The organism is Brasilonema angustatum (assembly GCF_059505445.1).
This window is the reverse complement of the sequence record NZ_JCACKO010000001.1, coordinates 49,829-66,710: the sequence shown is the minus strand read 5'-3', so window position 1 is coordinate 66,710 and position 16,882 is coordinate 49,829. Positions and strand designations below refer to the sequence as shown.

At 42.3% G+C, this 16,882-nt stretch carries 14 protein-coding genes; 11 read left to right on the top strand and 3 right to left on the bottom strand.

What is annotated here, in order from left to right; translation table 11 throughout:
• Window positions 1-67 precede the first annotated feature (67 nt).
• Both AC5JM2_RS00295 and AC5JM2_RS00290 read left to right on the top strand, forming a co-directional pair.
• On the top strand, window positions 68-304 hold the full coding sequence (locus AC5JM2_RS00295; RefSeq protein WP_495832921.1) for a hypothetical protein: 237 nt from the start codon (window positions 68-70) through the stop codon (window positions 302-304).
• Between the two features lie 327 nt (window positions 305-631).
• Window positions 632-2,389 (top strand): ATP-binding protein, encoded by a 1,758-nt coding sequence (locus AC5JM2_RS00290; RefSeq protein WP_495832920.1) that lies wholly within the window; start codon window positions 632-634, stop codon window positions 2,387-2,389.
• Between the two features lie 114 nt (window positions 2,390-2,503).
• On the opposite strand, the gene AC5JM2_RS00285 is transcribed toward AC5JM2_RS00290, so the two are convergent.
• Window positions 2,504-3,625 carry an IS630 family transposase gene (locus tag AC5JM2_RS00285; protein WP_495832939.1) on the bottom strand — a complete coding sequence of 374 codons (1,122 nt, stop codon included), beginning with the start codon at window positions 3,623-3,625 and terminating at the stop codon, window positions 2,504-2,506.
• 125 nt (window positions 3,626-3,750) lie between these two features.
• On the opposite strand from AC5JM2_RS00285, the gene AC5JM2_RS00280 reads away from it, so the two are divergent.
• From AC5JM2_RS00280 to rlmN, 5 genes are all read left to right on the top strand, one after another.
• Window positions 3,751-4,401 carry a DUF3386 domain-containing protein gene (locus AC5JM2_RS00280; RefSeq protein ID WP_495832919.1) on the top strand — a complete coding sequence of 217 codons (651 nt, stop codon included), beginning with the start codon at window positions 3,751-3,753 and terminating at the stop codon, window positions 4,399-4,401.
• Window positions 4,402-4,765: 364 nt separating this feature from the next.
• Window positions 4,766-5,551 carry a precorrin-4 C(11)-methyltransferase gene (gene cobM / locus AC5JM2_RS00275; protein WP_495832918.1) on the top strand — a complete coding sequence of 262 codons (786 nt, stop codon included), beginning with the start codon at window positions 4,766-4,768 and terminating at the stop codon, window positions 5,549-5,551.
• 117 nt (window positions 5,552-5,668) lie between these two features.
• Window positions 5,669-6,022: a phenylpyruvate tautomerase MIF-related protein gene (locus tag AC5JM2_RS00270; protein ID WP_495832917.1), complete on the top strand. Its 354-nt coding sequence runs from the start codon at window positions 5,669-5,671 to the stop codon at window positions 6,020-6,022.
• Window positions 6,023-6,064: 42 nt separating this feature from the next.
• Window positions 6,065-6,391: an MGMT family protein gene (locus AC5JM2_RS00265; RefSeq protein ID WP_495832916.1), complete on the top strand. Its 327-nt coding sequence runs from the start codon at window positions 6,065-6,067 to the stop codon at window positions 6,389-6,391.
• Window positions 6,392-6,489: 98 nt separating this feature from the next.
• Window positions 6,490-7,578, top strand: coding sequence for a dual-specificity RNA methyltransferase RlmN (gene rlmN / locus AC5JM2_RS00260; RefSeq protein WP_495832915.1), 1,089 nt, complete (start codon window positions 6,490-6,492; stop codon window positions 7,576-7,578).
• A 43-nt stretch (window positions 7,579-7,621) separates the two neighbouring features.
• Here rlmN and AC5JM2_RS00255 read toward each other — a convergent pair whose 3' ends face one another.
• Together AC5JM2_RS00255 and uvrC are read right to left on the bottom strand one after the other, a co-directional pair.
• Window positions 7,622-7,801, bottom strand: coding sequence for a replication restart DNA helicase PriA (locus AC5JM2_RS00255; RefSeq protein ID WP_169267798.1), 180 nt, complete (start codon window positions 7,799-7,801; stop codon window positions 7,622-7,624).
• 834 nt (window positions 7,802-8,635) lie between these two features.
• Window positions 8,636-10,513 (bottom strand): excinuclease ABC subunit UvrC, encoded by a 1,878-nt coding sequence (uvrC, locus tag AC5JM2_RS00250; protein ID WP_495832914.1) that lies wholly within the window; start codon window positions 10,511-10,513, stop codon window positions 8,636-8,638.
• Window positions 10,514-10,955: 442 nt separating this feature from the next.
• On the opposite strand from uvrC, the gene AC5JM2_RS00245 reads away from it, so the two are divergent.
• The 4 genes from AC5JM2_RS00245 to AC5JM2_RS00230 all read left to right on the top strand — a co-directional run bounded on the left by AC5JM2_RS00245 (window position 10,956) and on the right by AC5JM2_RS00230 (window position 16,879).
• Entirely contained in the window at window positions 10,956-11,153 is a 198-nt protein-coding gene (locus AC5JM2_RS00245) for a hypothetical protein (protein WP_495832913.1), read from the top strand.
• Between the two features lie 507 nt (window positions 11,154-11,660).
• Window positions 11,661-13,400: a DUF1565 domain-containing protein gene (locus AC5JM2_RS00240; RefSeq protein ID WP_495832912.1), complete on the top strand. Its 1,740-nt coding sequence runs from the start codon at window positions 11,661-11,663 to the stop codon at window positions 13,398-13,400.
• Window positions 13,401-14,893: 1,493 nt separating this feature from the next.
• A complete protein-coding gene (locus tag AC5JM2_RS00235) occupies window positions 14,894-15,493 on the top strand; it encodes a GUN4 domain-containing protein (RefSeq protein ID WP_210613910.1) in 600 nt (199 codons plus the stop codon).
• 141 nt (window positions 15,494-15,634) lie between these two features.
• The gene (locus AC5JM2_RS00230; protein ID WP_495832911.1) at window positions 15,635-16,879 is read left to right on the top strand and encodes an efflux RND transporter periplasmic adaptor subunit; all 1,245 of its coding nucleotides are present in this window, start codon (window positions 15,635-15,637) and stop codon (window positions 16,877-16,879) included.
• Window positions 16,880-16,882 lie beyond the last annotated feature (3 nt).

Below are 16,882 nucleotides of genomic sequence, written 5' to 3'. Positions count from 1 at the left end.
GCCCTACTGATGTGAAGAAAGCGAGTTTACAAAGGCTAGGAAAAACAAGTTCAGAGTATATCATCCTATGAATATGAAAGAGAAAACTACCGATGCGGAACAAAGACTTGCCGATAAGGTAGAGATTGCTATTCGCCTCGACTCCGACTTACTAGAACAAATTCACCATCTCACCAATGATCCAAGCAAAGTTATTGAGGTGGCGATCCGTCAATGGTTGAAGGGTGAAAGCCCAAGAGACGATGAACTGACGCGCACACCTGTGCGTAAACCTTTACCATCTCGGGGAGAGTGGAACGATTAAATTCACAAAAAGCTCAAAAATGTAAAAAGTAAGACACATATGGAGGATGAAAAAATGTAAAATTTTGATGCTAAATATTAAGCCTCCCTCAGGCGGCGATTGCACTCGTAGCAACAGACATGGGCATGCCTATGGCAGTGAAATATCAAAGAAACACGATATTTCTAAATTCTTGCTGTATAAGGATTTGAAAATGTGTTTTCTGGCAGAACAATTCATTAATCGCCGCTAAGCGTGTGCTAAAGCCATAAAAATTTCTTCCCAACTAAGCCAGCGAATCGTAAAGCTTCTTTACTGGGTTGGCTTCTGTGTTATCCAACTCGGGTCATGAGTATTACTGCTAACTCCCAAAGGTCGAACATATTGTCAGAAAATCTAAAAGATATTACCAGTAACACTAATGGCTCATGGGCAAATTTAGGAGCCGAGTTGGTGTACACGCAAGATAGTACAGGACGCTATCTAAGTTTCTGGTGGCAACACAGCGAATGCCTAGGGTTAAATCCTGTGCAAATTCTTGAAGATCAAAGCGGAAAAGAATGTGCCTTCACCCCAGTAGATAAGGCTGCATATGTGGAAAAATTGCAGCTAAGTTTGACAAGTTTGATACCTCAAAGGTATCAGTGCTGGTTTAGCTACGGTCAGCAGTTGTTTGAGTTGGAGTTGGTGATCAGTCCAATAATGCCCTCGAAGGCATGCACTCCAACAACAGTTTTAGTCATGGGACGACTGCTGCAAACAGCACTCAGCAAAGAAGAAAAAAACTTGACATCTCAAACACCTGTAGAGCTAGATTCAGCCACACGTTCACGGCGTCACCATAAACTCATAAACCAAATTACCAGAAATATTCGGCGGACATTGGATCTGGATATTATTTGCCAACAAACGGTGGATAGTTTGGGGAAAGGGCTGCAATTGGAACGCTGCATCATTTGTCCCTACCAGTCCCCTAGCACGAAAGTGGAGGTGATAGCAGAGTATCACCAGCCATCTTTAAGTTCTATGCTTGGCTTGGAAATAGATATAGCTTCTGAGCCGAGCTTTGCTCACGCATTGGCAACTCTACAACCTCTTTTGGCAGAAAACCCACAACATCTTGAGTTCGACCAGCAGAAAATGTTAGTGGTTGCGACTTCCCATCAAGACGAACCTAATGGATTGATTGCTGTTACTTTAGGCACAAAATGTTGTGCAGTCAGCCCAGAAGAACTTGAAATAGCAAAAGATGTGGCAGATCAGCTAGGAACAGCGATCGCCCACGCAACTTTATACAAAGAATTGGTAGACGCGCGTCAACTAGCCGAACAAGCCACTCGCCGCATCAGAGAATTTCTCGCCAATGTCACCCATGAGCTGAGAACACCACTTAACGGTATTATCGGATTTTTGAAGTTAATTTTGGAAGGCATGGCTGATGATCCAGAAGAACAAAGACAGTTTCTGGAAGAAGCTCATAAATCATCACTGTATCTGCTTGATATTATCAATGACATCTTAGACATTGCCAGAATTGAAGCAGACAGAATGGAACTGGAATTGCAATCAGTCAAACTAGATGAGCTATTCAGTGATGTAGAAGGTTTTATGCGACCTCAAGCAGAGGGGAGAAATCTCAGCGTTCAAATTAATATGCCTCCTACCTCTGATGAAGTTATCGTCTATGGTGATTACCAACGTCTCAAGCAAGTGATGCTAAATCTGGTTGGTAATGCGATCAAATTCACTCATGAAGGCGGTATAACTGTTACCACCGATGTCGTTCGCAAAAAAGTGACATTTCAAGACCAACAATTTCCTGGTATGGTGAGAGTGCGTGTGGCAGACACTGGCATTGGTGTCTCTCTCGACAAACAGGAAAAACTGTTTCAATTATTTAGTCAGGTAGATAGCTCCCGCACTCGTCAATACGGTGGTACAGGTTTGGGACTAGCAATATCCCAAAAGCTAGTAGAGGCGATGGGAGGTCAGGTTAATTTTTATAGCTTGGGCGAAGGGCTAGGATCAACAGTAACTTTCACTGTTCCGCTTTATCAACAACCAGTTATGGTTTCGTCCTCAGATAGCGATTCTCAAGAGTTGTAGGAAACAGTGAACAGTGAACAGGGAATAGGGAACAGGGAATAGGGAACAGGGAATAGGGAACGCTTAACAGGCTGCTTATAACTGATAACTGATGACTGATAAGCTAATCGGCATTTAAATTGCAACATAGGCGCTATTGCCTTTATTTTTTATTTGACGATGCCACTTAATGACTAACTCACCCTGATTCAAGAGTTTATTTAATAAAGACTTCAACTCATCTACTGATTGGAATAAACGATGAGCAATGTATTCCTTACATGAATACCAGACTAATTCGATGATGTTGTAGTCAGGACTATATGCAGGCAAAAATTCTAGTACAAAGTTAGGTAGTTCTTGGGCAATTTTAGCGAGAATATCTTTACGTTTATGAAAACTAGCATTATCTAAAATTAAAATAATCTTGGGACCACGCTCCTGAAAATCTTCGGCGCGGTTTCCTTGGCTTACCCACTCTTCTTTAATTAATTTATTTAGTTGCTGTAACTGTTCATAAAAGATATATCCCTCACCTTTTTTAAGAAAAAAACATACCCGTTTGCGATCTCCTTCTCGAATTCCTCCCATTACATTGACCCGTCCACGTCGTCGTTGTCCTGTAATATTTTTGCGTTGTCCTCGCTTACCCCAATTCTTGCGGCGTATCACGCGTAAACTGAAACCGCTCTCGTCCCAAAACCATACCTGCAGTCGCTCTGGCTGAACTCTTGCTATCGCTAGATATTGAGCAAGTTTCTCTTGGAATTCTGCTCTAATTATGGGATTTTGCTTATCTTCTAAGTCATATTTAGCCCAGATGTAACTATACTTTTTTTGCTTTAATATCCTCCTGACTTGAGAGCTACTTAAGTCAATACCTGTTTGCTCTGTTAAATATGTGGCTAATCTCTCTGCCGTCCATCTACCAAATTCATAACCCAAATCTGATCGCTCTTGATCAACTATTTTCAATAACAGTTCAATATACTCAGGAGTGGCTTTTCGGTAATGCTCGTAATCTCGTTTGTTATGTAAACTTTCTAGATTATCTGGTTCTCCGTGCATACACCAATATGCAACTGTTCTAGGAGAACAACCTAAAAATCTAGAGATCTCTTGTTGTGTCCTGCCATCGTTTTGGAGCAGAATAATTAAAATTCTTTCCCTTACGTGTGGTAGCTCACTCTCCTTAAGAGTTTCCTGTAGCTGAGTAACTTGTTCCGAAGTTAAAAAGTTTTTGGCTGGTGGTGGCATAGTTACTTTCAATTGGCTCTGCATTTATATTATGCAGCTTAAATGCGGATTAGCTTAACTGATTTCACGGATTTGCCGTGCTCAGTGAACTAAACTGGAGGAGTAGGTGAAGTCAAAATGGTTATATGACACATCCAACAACAGCCCGTCAGATATTCCAAACCGCTTACGAAAGTCGTTACACTTGGGATGAAAACTTTCCTGGCTACAGTGCAGATGTGCAACTCGTTCAACCAGATGAAGTTTACACAGGTAAGATTCGCATCAACCGCGATTTAAGCGTAGAAGTTACAGGTGTTGCAGATGAGCAAGTAGAAGAAGGGATTTCTACACAATTGCGAGATATAGTTACCCACCGTAAACATACAAATTTTGAGCAGTCTCATGGAAACCACGAGTTTTGCCTCGGTGAACAAGACTCCGATGGTGCAATAGAAATTCTGGTAAATGGCGACTCTATGGGTTCAAATTATAAAGTCCGGGGCAATGAGATTTGTCAGGTTAGTCGCATCCTGGGTCGTATGGCTTTTATTATTAATACTCACGAAAATTTAGATACAGGTTCTGGTTACCTTGGAACTCGCTATGATGCGGTTTTTCGTAACTTGAAAACTAATGAAATTACCAGCATTCTCAAATTTGAAGATTCTTATCAGAAAATAGACGATTACTATGTGATGACTAAGCAAGTTGTCCAAGAGTATAAAGATGGCGCTAGCACAACAACTGAGTTCGCTTATTTCAATATCAAGCTACTAGAACCAGCGGTTGTTTAACTAGCTCATAAGTAAGTGGACATAAATAATCGTAACCATGTCATTGCGTTAGCGCAATGACATTAAATATATCTGTCCACTTACTTACCCAAAAAGCTTTAACAGTTATCAGTTATCAGTTATCAGCAGCCTGTTAAGCGTTCCCTGTTCCCTGTTAAGCGTTCACTGTTCACTGTTTACTGTTTCCTGTTCACTGAATAAAAAATGCCCCAGAGAATTCTCTAGGGCTTAACCAGGGTGCATCTACCAATACACTCTACTAGAAGGAGGGGTTCTATCCGGAAAGATACTGAGGAAATGCCAAAAAAATTTTTGGATGAGTTGCTGTATGTTGTTATATGCACGAATCTACTAACAAGCGTGAATGACAAAAAGTAATTATATATCTCTACAATCTGGTGTGTACATCGTCGGTGCAGGTCCTGGAGACCCAGAGTTATTGACCGTTAAGGCGCAAAAACTCCTAAAACTTGCCGATGTCATTTTATTTGCTGATTCTTTAGTACCCCAACAGATTTTAGAGCTTTGCCGTGAAGATGCAGAAATTATTCCCTCTGTGAACAAGACTTTGGAAGAGATTTTGCCAATTATGATCGAACGAGTGCGATCGCACAAATCTGTCGTTCGTCTCCATTCCGGCGATCCCAGTCTTTACAGCGCTATCCATGAGCAAATGTATCTTTTGGCAGAAGCGGAAATTCCTTTTGAAGTGATACCAGGTATTAGTGCCTTTCAAGCAGCAGCCGCGAAACTCAAAGTAGAACTCACAGTTCCCGGTTTAGTCCAAACAATCATACTCACGCGCATCAGCGGACGCACAGAAGTTCCTGAAACAGAAGAATTAACCACTTTAGCAGCTCACCAGGCTAGTCTATGTTTATATTTGAGTGCACGTCACGTTGAAGCAGCCCAAGCCAAACTCCTGCAACACTACTCACCTGAAACACAAGTAGCTATTTGTTATCGCTTAGGATGGAGTGATGAAAAAATCAGAGTAGTTCCCCTCAATCAAATGGCAGATTGTACTCACCAAGAAAAGCTGATTCGTACCACACTTTACGTAGTCAGCCCTGCACTTTCCCAAGCATCAGCACGCTCTCGTTTATATCATCCTGAACATAGTCACCTGTTTCGCTCGTCTCACAGTTGAAGAGGACATGGGGACAAGGAGGACAAGGTAGACAAGAAGGAATTTGCTTCCTTTCGGTAAAATGACTTGATACTATCAAGATTGATAATTTTGAATTTTGAACTTTGAATTGTTACTATGCCTTTAATTAAAGTACAAACTTCTGTATCTGCTCCTCTTGGAGAAGAAGTTGAAGCATTGCTCAAAAGCCTATCGGCTAAGTTAGCCAAGCATACCGGAAAACCAGAAAGCTACATTATGACAGCTTTTGAACCAGCAGTTCCCATGACATTTGCTGGCACGACTGATCCAGTATGCTACATCGAGGTTAAAAGTGTCGGTACAATGAAGCCAGACCAAACCGAGGCGATGAGCCAAGACTTTTGCCAGGAGATTAACAAGGCGCTAAAAGTGCCTCAAAATCGTATATATATAGAGTTCGCTGACGCCAAGGGTGCGATGTGGGGCTGGAACGGCACAACTTTCGGTTAGTTTTTTGTACAAATGCCTTAGAGTTCTATTGAATGAGTGCCAGTGTCTACTTACGACATCATCTATCAAATAGTGCGTCAGATTCCCAAGGGGAAAGTAGCAACCTATGGACAGGTGGCAGATTTAGCAAATCTATATGGTAAAGCGCGTGTAGTAGGTTATGCTCTCTACCGAGTGGATATGGTATCCGATATCCCTTGGCATCGAGTTATTAATGCCAAAGGCGAGATATCTCAATCTCCTTCACGATATGGAGGAGATAATTTGCAGCGATCGCTCCTGGAGCAAGAAGGGATAAAATTTAACACAGAAGGAAAAATGAACTTGCGAGAATATCTGTGGCAACCCTCCTTAAATGTAGATGACTGAGCAGAAGTGATAAACTCAAACAACAAGAGCAGCGATTGCCTACGGCAGAGCTACGCTTAACGCCTAACATAGAGATTCAAAGCGAATTCCTAACTACCATGTCTGCTAAATCTGTCCCTGTACTCCCCTCCCCGAAAACTAGTGTTGTTCAACAACCAAACATCTCTATTCCACCGCTTGTAGGAGCAAGTTTAGAGGAGTTAACGGCTTGGGTACAGCAACAGGGACAACCGGCTTACAGAGGAAAGCAACTGCACGAGTGGATTTATCAAAAGGGAGTGCGATCGCTCTCGGATATTTCTGTCTTTTCTAAACAATGGCGTGCTGAAGTTGCAGAAATTCCCATCGGGCGCTCAAATATACAGTACCGCTCTGTTGCTGCTGATGGTACTGTCAAATATCTTTTGCAACTCAGTGATAATCAAATTATTGAATGTGTGGGTATTCCGGCAGAAAAGCGCTTAACAGTTTGCGTTTCAACTCAAGTGGGTTGTCCGATGGCGTGCGATTTTTGCGCTACTGGTAAACAAGGATATAAGCGCAATTTGGGACGTCATGAAATTGTTGATCAGGTGTTGACGGTTCAAGAAGATTTTCAACAACGAGTCAGCCATGTGGTATTTATGGGTATGGGTGAACCGTTGTTGAATACAGATCATGTCATAGGAGCTGTCAAATCTTTAAATCAAGATGTGGGTATTGGACAGCGTAACTTGACTGTCTCTACTGTTGGAATACGCGATCGCATTCGCCAGCTTGCTCAACACCAATTACAAGTCACTCTTGCTGTGAGTCTCCATGCCCCCAACCAAGCACTGCGGGAACAACTCATTCCCAGCGCCCGTTCCTATCCTATAGAAGATTTGCTTACCGAATGTCGGGAGTATGTGAAAATCACTGGACGCCGTGTCAGTTTTGAATACGTTCTTCTTGCTGGCGTGAACGATTTGCCAGAACACGCTTTGGAATTAGCACGACACCTGCGAGGATTCCAGAGTCATGTGAATTTGATTCCATACAATCCCATCACAGAAGCAGACTACAAACGCCCTAACGAAAATCGAATTCAAGCTTTTGTCAAAGTCCTCAAGCAGCAACAAATTGCGGTTAGTGTTCGCTACTCCCGTGGTTTAGAAGCTGATGCTGCTTGTGGACAATTGAGAACAAAAAAGAGTCCTGATTTGTGAGTCATTTCCTCTGACAAATCAGGACTCAGTATTCAGTATTTAACTAACGCGGTGCAAGAATACCTGGAGCGTAAGCTTCAATCACTTTGTTAGTACGTGTACAAGTGATCATTAAGTAGTCACAGGTTGCACATTGTGTCCGAGTTAGTTGACTATCTAATAAATAATGTCTTTCACCTTCGCTACCACAGTTTGGGCAGCGAACATTTTGTACTATCTGCATTTTAAAATCCTTAACTTTCGTATTTTTTTGAAAAAACGCAAATGAAACCTGTAAATCGATAAGATTTACAAAATTAAACAAACCATAATTTATATCGCTTACATTAACATAAAATGAACTGTTCTTTCTTCTTTGTCTTTATTTAATTATCTTTATTTTAAAGGTCTGTGTTATCCAACTCTGGATATATAAATCATTTATCTTTTTTCACTTTAATTATAAATTCCGTGATCCCAATCGCTAAGACGTTGAGACTTCGTTTTTTGTAGTCAGATCAACTTTTTCTTTTTTACTATGAGATATAGAACTTTTTGGGAAGTGGAATTGACCGGAACTAAGGGTGTAGGGGTATAGGGGTGTAGGGGTGTAGGGGTGTAGGGGGAAGAGGGGATCTTCTTTACTTTTTCTCAGACTCAAGCTCTCAAACGGTCTGTGATCGCAAGCAAACGCTGTGAGACTATCGAAAATTTCCTTGGAGGCTAAACTTCAATAGTTAAAATCTAGAAGCGAATGACTGTAATCTGTAAATAGGCATATCTAAAAAGCACTCATTAAAAACTCACTGTATCTTTAGGACTAGTAACAATATGTAAATTTTTAGCTTTTCTTTATTTTTGTTTACTATTGATAATCATATTAACTCGTGATCAAAAAATTTTATAAAAAATTCCAGTTATGGAGATTAACCAGATTGCCTATGTTTGCTAACGTAGTTCTTAGTAATGGGTAATGGGTAATGGGTAATAGGTAATGGGTAATGGATAATGGGTTTTTTTAAATTATCAATTACCCAACACTTTTTTGTTAAGAAAACAGTATTAGGTGATACGAATTTCAAGAAGGATGGAAATAATCGTAAATTTCTTGAGCCAAACGAGGACCAATACCCGGTACTTCGGCAATCTGTGCAGGTGTTGCTTGTCGGATATAATCAACTGAGCGAAAATGTCCTAAAAGCTGCTTTTGTCGATGGTGTCCCAAACCAGAGATTTCATCTAAACGCGATCGCTTCAATTTATCACTACGCTGCTGTCTGTGAAAACTCACGGCGAACCGATGCGCCTCATCTCGTAAGCGCCGCAAAAGTTGTACTCCGGGTTGTTCTGACTCTGTTTCCAGTGGTTGAGACTCTCCTGGTAAAAAGATTTCTTCTCGCCGTTTCGCCAAACTAATGACTCGCAAATCTTCCAATAAATTCATTTCTTGCAAGACTGTAACCACAGATGACAACTGACCTTTACCACCATCTATCATGATAAGGTCGGGCCAATCAGGATTTCCCATTCGCGCTAAGTGCGGCTCTTCGATATACTTGCGAAAGCGACGCTGGATCACTTCAGCAAGACTGGCAAAATCGTCTGAGTGTCCTGTTGTGACTGTAGGATTTTTGATTTTGTAATGGCGATAGTGCTGCTTGGCGGGTAAACCGTCAATAAACACAACTTGGGAAGCAACGGCGTTTGAACCTTGGATATGGGAAATGTCGTAACCTTCGATGCGGTGAGGTAACTCGGGTAAATCAAGGATGGTGGCTAAATCGTGCATCGCTTGTTGGTTGCGATCGCTTAATTTTTGCGTTCGTTGCAACTCATATTGAGCATTTCGCTCCACCATATCAATCAATTCTGCCTTGACTTGTCGCTGTGGATTAAAAATCGTGACTTTTCTTCCCTTACGCGTAGTCAGGACATCCGCTAATATCTCCCCATCTGGCAATTCGTGTTGTACCAAAATCTCTGTGGGAATTTCTACAGAGTCAGCAGTTTGATAATGCTCTTCCAACACTCTTTGTAAGATAGCACCTGATTCCGCGTGAGCATCCGCGACAAATGCTAAACGTCCTACCAATTGTCCAGCGCGAATCTGAAATAATTGAATGCAGGCGAGTTGTTCGTCACTAAAGAGCGCAATCGCATCACGGGAAACTGTATCATCTGGTAGAGACACTTTTTGATCAGCACTCAGGGACTTTAATCCAGTGATTTGATCGCGAATCCGTGCTGCTGACTCAAAGTTTTCATATTCAGCGGCTTTGTACATTTGCTCAGTTAAAGTCTCGATCAGTTCTTGACTTCGACCTTGAAAAACCATCGCCACTTTTTGCACAGTTTTGCGGTATTCTTCTGGTGAAACCAGCAACTGACATACACCCGGACAGCGTCCTAAATCGTAATTCAAGCAAGGACGATCTTTAAACAATGGCTGAGGACGTTGTCGCAAAGGAAAGATACGCTTACACAAGCGCAATATCTCCCGCAATAAGCCAGAATCAGTATAAGGTCCGTAGAATTTATCTTTTTCTTTCCCTATTTGGCGTTTGCGAGTGATAAAAATACGCGGATAATCTTCTGACCATGTAATACACACGTAAGGATATTTTTTATCATCCTTGAGTAATACGTTGAAATAGGGTAGGTGCTGCTTGATCAGGTTGGCTTCTAACGCCAAAGCTTCAGTTTCGGTATCGGTGACAATGAATTCAATTTCTGTCACCTGCTTAACCATTGTAGCGATGCGTTCGCTCAGTCTTTGTGAGTCTCGAAAATAAGAACGAACACGCGATCGCAACTTCCGCGATTTGCCTATATAGATGATGCGATCGCTTGCATCTCGCATCAAATAAACTCCAGGTTCTGGCGGAATTTCTTGTAGTCGGAGTTCTAGGCGTTCAGGTTCTCTGACGAGTGGTACTATTTGAGCAGATGTTGTCACAACCAGTGTTTGGTCATTCTACGAATTTATCTATCTCTATTTTAAGTAAAATTACTGTTTGTTTTCTAAATTTAAGATTGAATAAACAAGATTTACGACTTCTGGTGAAAAGTCGGGGATCGGAATCTAAGTTAATTTTTACAATACTTTTTGATCCAAATCAGCGTTACACAGAATTGGTATTAACCCAAAGACTGATTTGCGCCGCTATCATCAAGATAACTAGGTTTCGCCTTTGCCATAGCCACTTGAATTTTTTCTATAATCTTTTGGGCTATTTCCGTGAGTATAACTCAATCTTTTAGTGTCGAATAACACAGAATTTGCTGCAAGATAGATACTACCCTGATAAAGAATTAGTAAAATGTAACAGTTACAAGAGCTACAGCTTAATTAAACTTAGCTCTAAAGATTCATATTTGAAACTAAGGAACAAGGAATTATGGCTGGAATGAAAACTTCTAAGGATTACCAATCTAGTCCTAATACTGAAATTTGGAATAACTTAAAGTCGGCGATCGCAGCAAGTTCTGGTTTCAAGCGCTGGCTACTAGAACGCGATACTCAATTTCAGAAGCTACGCCTTGAGGAACAAGTACAAGGTTATTTGCGCGAAACCTTAGAAACATTAGCTTACTAATACAGGGGACGCATCAATAAACATACCATTTAAGGAGAAGCGAAAAGCTTGCGATATAACCTAGGTTTTTGACTTTTGCTCCTTACGGGTATGCTTATTGATAACGCCCCTACACCCTTATACCCTTACACCCTTACACCCTGCCCGTAGGGCATTGACTTGCACCTTTGTTTTTACAATACATAACTTAACCTCAAAAATCAGGTTTCTTGAAGAAATCTGATTTCTTTTTGATCTGTATACGGATGAGTGGTATTAAGTGTAGAAGAAAGAATGTAGGATAAGAGTTGCTTGGTGTAGGGAAGTATGAAATACCCCGACACCGCAAAATTCGCATCGATGTGCAAACTATATGTAAAAGAATGTAAAAATTTCTGTTTTTAACGCAGGAACCCAGATGTCAATATACAGGTCTTCAGCTATAGTTTGCATGAGTTTTACAGCAACGCCTGCTGTTAGAGACACCTTATTCAACTAACACTATTTCCGCAGATCATTAATAATAAAATGGCACCTCAGGGATTTGATACTCGGCAAAGGCAAAATTTTCGCATTCAAACTGGTAAATCCCTTGCATTTACCTTGTCTTTTCCAGCAAGACTAACCGCTTTATTAGTCGTTTCTGGTGGGTTCATAATACCAGTATCTGAGGTTAACGCTGGTGCGATCGACACTAAAGGTATCGCCTCAACTGTTACGGCGCAAGCTCCTTCAGTGCAAGATCCTTCAGTGCAAACTCCTCCAGTGCAAGCCCCAACTACCGCGAGCGTTATTTACGTCAATCCACAAACTGGTACAGACAGCACTAGTGCTAGTAACTCGGAAGCTGCTCCATATAAAACCATTACTTACGCTCTTAATCAAGCCCAGCCAGGTACAGTTATTCAACTTGCTCCTGGTACTTATAACCAAGAAAGTGGAGAAACTTTTCCACTTTTGATCAAACAAAGCGTGACGTTGCGCGGTGATGAATCGACAAAAGGTCAGGGAGTATTAATTACAGGTAGTGGCGTTTACATTAGTCCTACCTTTGCCCGTCAGAATATGACGATTCGTGCTGATAAAGATAGCACGATCACAGGAGTAACAGTAACCAACCCACAACAACGTGGTACTGGTATATGGGTGGAATCGACTAATCCTATAATCACAAATAGTACGTTTACCAATAGTATACGAGATGGTGTTTTTGTTACAGGTCAAGGTAATCCAAAAATAGAAAATAATGTCTTTGTTCAAAACAAAGGCAATGGGATTTCAGTTGCTAAGTCGGCGACTGGAGAGATTCGGAATAATTTATTTCAGGACACAGGTTTTGGTTTAGCGATCGGTGGTACTTCCACACCCCTAGTAGAAGGAAACCAGATTATTGGAAACCAAGATGGTCTGTTTATTTCCGAATCAGCAAAACCAGTACTCCGTAAAAATGTCATTCAAAAGAATAAACGTGATGGCATAATCGTGATAATGAATGCTTCACCTGATCTTGGCACCGCTGAAAGTCCTGGCGGTAACTTGATCCGCAGTAATACTGCCCATGACGTGAACAACAGCAAGGGTAAGAATACTATTGTTGCGGTCGGCAATGATATTGACCCCAAGCGCATTCTTGGTCAAGTCGAATTTGTCGCCGCCAAGGTTGAACCGTCAGCAGGTGGTCCAGTTGCGTTTAAGGATTTGCCAGCAAATTATTGGGCAAAAAGCTACATCGAAGCTCTAGCCTCTAAGAATATTATTGCTGGATTTCCCGATGGCACTTTTAAACCTGATGAACCTGTCACCCGTGCCCAATTTGCCGCCATTGTGACCAAAGCCTTTGCACCCACAGCTAAGCGCCAACTCACAAACTTCAGCGACGTCGCCAACAATTTCTGGGGTTTCCAAGTCATTCAATCTGCGTACCAAGGTGGCTTTGTTTCTGGGTATCCTGATCGTACCTTTAAACCACAGCAACAAATTCCGCGAGTGCAGGTACTAGTCTCCTTAGCAAGCGGTATGAACTTATCTGTGAATAATCAGAATGTCCTTTCCATATATAACGATGCTTCCCAGATTCCCAACTATGCCACCAATTCAGTAGCCGCAGCCACTGCACAGCAACTGGTGATAAATTACCCCACAGTTAAGGAGTTAAATCCTAATCGTCAAGCTACCAGGGCAGAAGTTGCTGCCTTTGTTTACCAAGCACTAGTTAGTAAAGGAAGCGCTAAAGCAATTCCTTCTCCGTATTTGGTAAGAACCCCATAAGTTGAAAGTTAAAAGCGCCATGACTGACAAGTTGTTCGTCTGGCGCTTTGCATATTGTTATTTAAACTAACATTGGGGTCTTTAAATCTACATGACCCCTTTTTAAAAAACATTTAAAATGTATATTCAGGGTCTTTATATAAGCTGACCCCGTTTGAACTATACTTAGTCTCTCAGTAAATTCGCCCCGTTTGATATTTTCTAATAATTTTTTTATTTTTTATGGTTTTGTGTTTCGCAAAGTGAAGAAAGATTAATCCAACTTAATATTATCTACTAGTCTCTAAAAAGACAGAAAAATATAGGGTGAAAGTGAAAACACACATTTTTTAGCAGAATTTTTGTTGTTCGCCAAGGTCAAAAGGGGACGCTATGGCTAACGCCACGCTCCGCTATCAAATCTGTAACGCCCAAAATTTTCCCAAAGAAATAGCAAGAATCTGAGAAGAACCACAAGAATAGACAAGACAACGAAACACCAAACCTCTACTTTTTAGGGAGAATCAAAAAATAATATAGCAGGGAGCAGGGAGCAGGCGTGTGATTGTCCCGTGGTTTCCGTGTTTTATCATTAGTTGATGTCCTAATCTACCTGGCAACTGCTATACCAATTTGAAAAAAGAATGCGATAGATACACACTCCCAAACCCTTGTGATGTCTGACTTTCTTCATTTTGCGAAAAGTTTGCGCGTCCGGTGAGACCAGTGCTGCGGAGGGAAACCCTACCAAGAGCGCTGGTCTCACCGTAAGGCGTGGCGTTAGCCATAGGGGTTTCCCGGCGCAAAACTTTTCAAGACGAATTTTTAATTTTGAATTGGTATAAAATGTCCCGCCGTAGTCGTTAATCGGTGTGCAAACCCGTTGATAGTGTAGATGCCGAGCCTTTCAGGCGCTTGTGACGGTGGGACATTTTATCAGTGGTAAGTGCCTTATGTTTAGGTATGGAGCGCCCAAGGGGCGCGACTACACACCCCCAACGAATGAAAGAAACACCATTTCCCTGTTAAGCGTTCCCTGTTCCCTGTGTTTCTTGAAAGCGTCCGACTGGCGGCATTCGCCACCCGTTATGGATGAAAGAAACACCTGTTTCCCCTTACAACGCCCTTCGGGTTCGCCAGTCGCCTACGGAGGGAAACCCTCCTGCAGCGCTGGTCTCACCAGATGCCTCAAGTCGGGGAACCCGGACGCCAGATACCTACGGAGGGAGACCCTCATCAAGTACTGGCTCCCCTTACACCCCCACACCCCTACACCCCTGTGTTTCTTGAAAGAAATAAAGTTCCCTTACTCGCCCATAAACACACTACAACCACAACTGAATTCTTAAGGAGTAGTCAACAAACAGGTGCGATCAGGAGTAGACCTCTTGCACGAATAGTGTGAAGATGGAAACAAGTTAATCAAAAAAATTGGTAGTTGACAAGGCTTGTAGCAAAATTCTCTGTACAGGATTGGAAAATTTGAAAATGTTCCCTTTTTAGTGAGGAATTCAATGTCTAATGAAGTGCATGAATCAGAAGTCACGACTCGCTTAAGCGCGATAGAAGTGCAGCTACAACAACTCAATCAGCTGTTATCAAATCTAGGCGATCGCATTGCTCGCTCAGAAGAAAATTTCTTAATGGTTGCTGATATCCATAAATATAAGAAGCTGCGCGAGTTGTTAGCGACAGGAAACCTACGAGAAGCAGACTGGGAAACAATCCGGGTCATCCAAGCCATAACAGGAGAGCCAGAGTTGGGAGATATCACTCCGGATGACATGAGACAGTTTTCTTGTGATGAACTACGAGTGATAGACAACCTGTGGAAAAACTATAGCCAAGGTCGCTTTGGTTTCAGTGTGCAAATACAGATTTATCAAAGTGTTGGTGGTTCACTCGATACCACCATTAATCAAGATACTGGAGTCATTGAGCGATTTGGCGAGCGTGTAGGCTGGCGAGCAGACAATAAATGGATAAAGTGCGATGACCTAGACTACACGCTGGCTGCACCAATTGGTTGTCATCCCTCACGCTGGTGGAATTCTCCTTTTGGTTCAAAAATGACGAATTATTTCTTCAATCGCTTGCTTGTGTGCGGTATTTGAGCAAAACACAGCTATTATGTCAAAATATTGCCAAAAAGCAAGTAGAGTTCTCCTGACAGACTTGAACATTCAGAATTCAAATACTTGTAAGAAATATTCATTTTTTGACTTCATCAGAGTGAAATTCTTCGGTTAGAAATAATGTCTAAAAAAGCTGACGCCCTAATAGCAACTAAACTATTATTTCCAGTGCTTGTTGCCTCTATGTTCACCAGCGCCTGCGGTCGGAGCAAACCCTCTGCCACAGCCACCGAACCGCCACCAACTCCGGTCAAGTTGCAGTTATTGAAATCTAGTCAGGTGCAAGAGGTCTCAGAGTTTTTGGGTAGACTGGAAGCTCAGCAGAGAGTTTCGTTGCAACCAGAAATCCAAGGTCGGATAGAGTCGATCCCCGTTTCCTCAGGAGATCAAGTCAAGCAGGGAACGCCAATTGTGCTGCTGCGTCCTGATCGCACTGGTTCGGATCTCAATAGCGCCATTGCCAAAGTTAACTCATATAAATCTGCTTATGGCACAGCCCGGGCGCAAGTGAAGGCACAAGAGGCACAACGGGCCAAGGATGCGGCAGACGTAGAACTTCAACAGGTTCAGTTCCAAAGGGCGCAGCGACTGGTGTCTGCTGGGGCACAAGCAAAACAGGAGTTAGACATTGCCCGGAAAAACTTAAACCAGGCGATCGCAACGCTGCGCGCCGATGAGGAACAGGTACAAGCTGCCAAAGCTAGCGTAAATCAAGCACAAGCGAACATCCGACAAGGTGAGGCAGATGTAGCTAGTACTCGCGTGTCTTTTCAGTATAAACAGGTACTGGCACCCATTAACGGAGCTGTGGGTGACTTCGCAGTCAAAGTTGGAGACTACGTTAGCACTGGTCAAACGCTAACCACGATTACCCAAAACGACAATCTTTTCCTACGAATTTCAATTCCCACCAACCGCTCTTCACAACTACAACGGGGGTTACCAGTGGAACTCATTGACCCCAAGACAAAAAAACGCTTGGTGACTGGGAGTATCAACTTTATCTCCGCAGAGGCAGATACAGGTACCCAAGCTGTCTTAACCAAAGCTGCGTTTCCCAACTCTAGCGGCAACTTACGCGAGGGACAGTTTGTCAGCGCACGAGTCATTTGGAGTCAACGTCCAGGTGTTTTAATTCCCACAGTTGCTGTATCTCCTATCGGGGCGCAAAACTTTGTCTATGTAGCTCAGACAGTAAGGTCAAAACAAGGGTCAAAACTAACTGTGCGGAAGCAGCCCGTGAATCTAGGAGCCATTCAAGGTCAAAACTACCAGGTAGTTGATGGACTCAAGCCAGGCGATCAAATTGCGGTCACGCAAATTCTTACCCTCAAGGATGGTTCTCCCATTAAACCTGAGTCCTAGTCC

Bases quoted from the DNA above. Each gene is read 5' to 3' on its own strand.
- AC5JM2_RS00240 (WP_495832912.1), top strand. From the start codon at position 11,661: ATGGCACCTCAGGGATTTGATACTCGGCAAAGGCAAAATTTTCGCATT.
- cobM (WP_495832918.1), top strand. From the start codon at position 4,766: ATGACAAAAAGTAATTATATATCTCTACAATCTGGTGTGTACATCGTC.
- AC5JM2_RS00285 (WP_495832939.1), bottom strand. From the start codon at position 3,625: ATGCCACCACCAGCCAAAAACTTTTTAACTTCGGAACAAGTTACTCAG.
- AC5JM2_RS00235 (WP_210613910.1), top strand. From the start codon at position 14,894: ATGTCTAATGAAGTGCATGAATCAGAAGTCACGACTCGCTTAAGCGCG.
- AC5JM2_RS00270 (WP_495832917.1), top strand. From the start codon at position 5,669: ATGCCTTTAATTAAAGTACAAACTTCTGTATCTGCTCCTCTTGGAGAA.
- AC5JM2_RS00290 (WP_495832920.1), top strand. From the start codon at position 632: ATGAGTATTACTGCTAACTCCCAAAGGTCGAACATATTGTCAGAAAAT.
- AC5JM2_RS00295 (WP_495832921.1), top strand. From the start codon at position 68: ATGAATATGAAAGAGAAAACTACCGATGCGGAACAAAGACTTGCCGAT.
- AC5JM2_RS00280 (WP_495832919.1), top strand. From the start codon at position 3,751: ATGACACATCCAACAACAGCCCGTCAGATATTCCAAACCGCTTACGAA.
- AC5JM2_RS00245 (WP_495832913.1), top strand. From the start codon at position 10,956: ATGGCTGGAATGAAAACTTCTAAGGATTACCAATCTAGTCCTAATACT.
- AC5JM2_RS00255 (WP_169267798.1), bottom strand. From the start codon at position 7,801: ATGCAGATAGTACAAAATGTTCGCTGCCCAAACTGTGGTAGCGAAGGT.
- AC5JM2_RS00230 (WP_495832911.1), top strand. From the start codon at position 15,635: ATGTCTAAAAAAGCTGACGCCCTAATAGCAACTAAACTATTATTTCCA.
- rlmN (WP_495832915.1), top strand. From the start codon at position 6,490: ATGTCTGCTAAATCTGTCCCTGTACTCCCCTCCCCGAAAACTAGTGTT.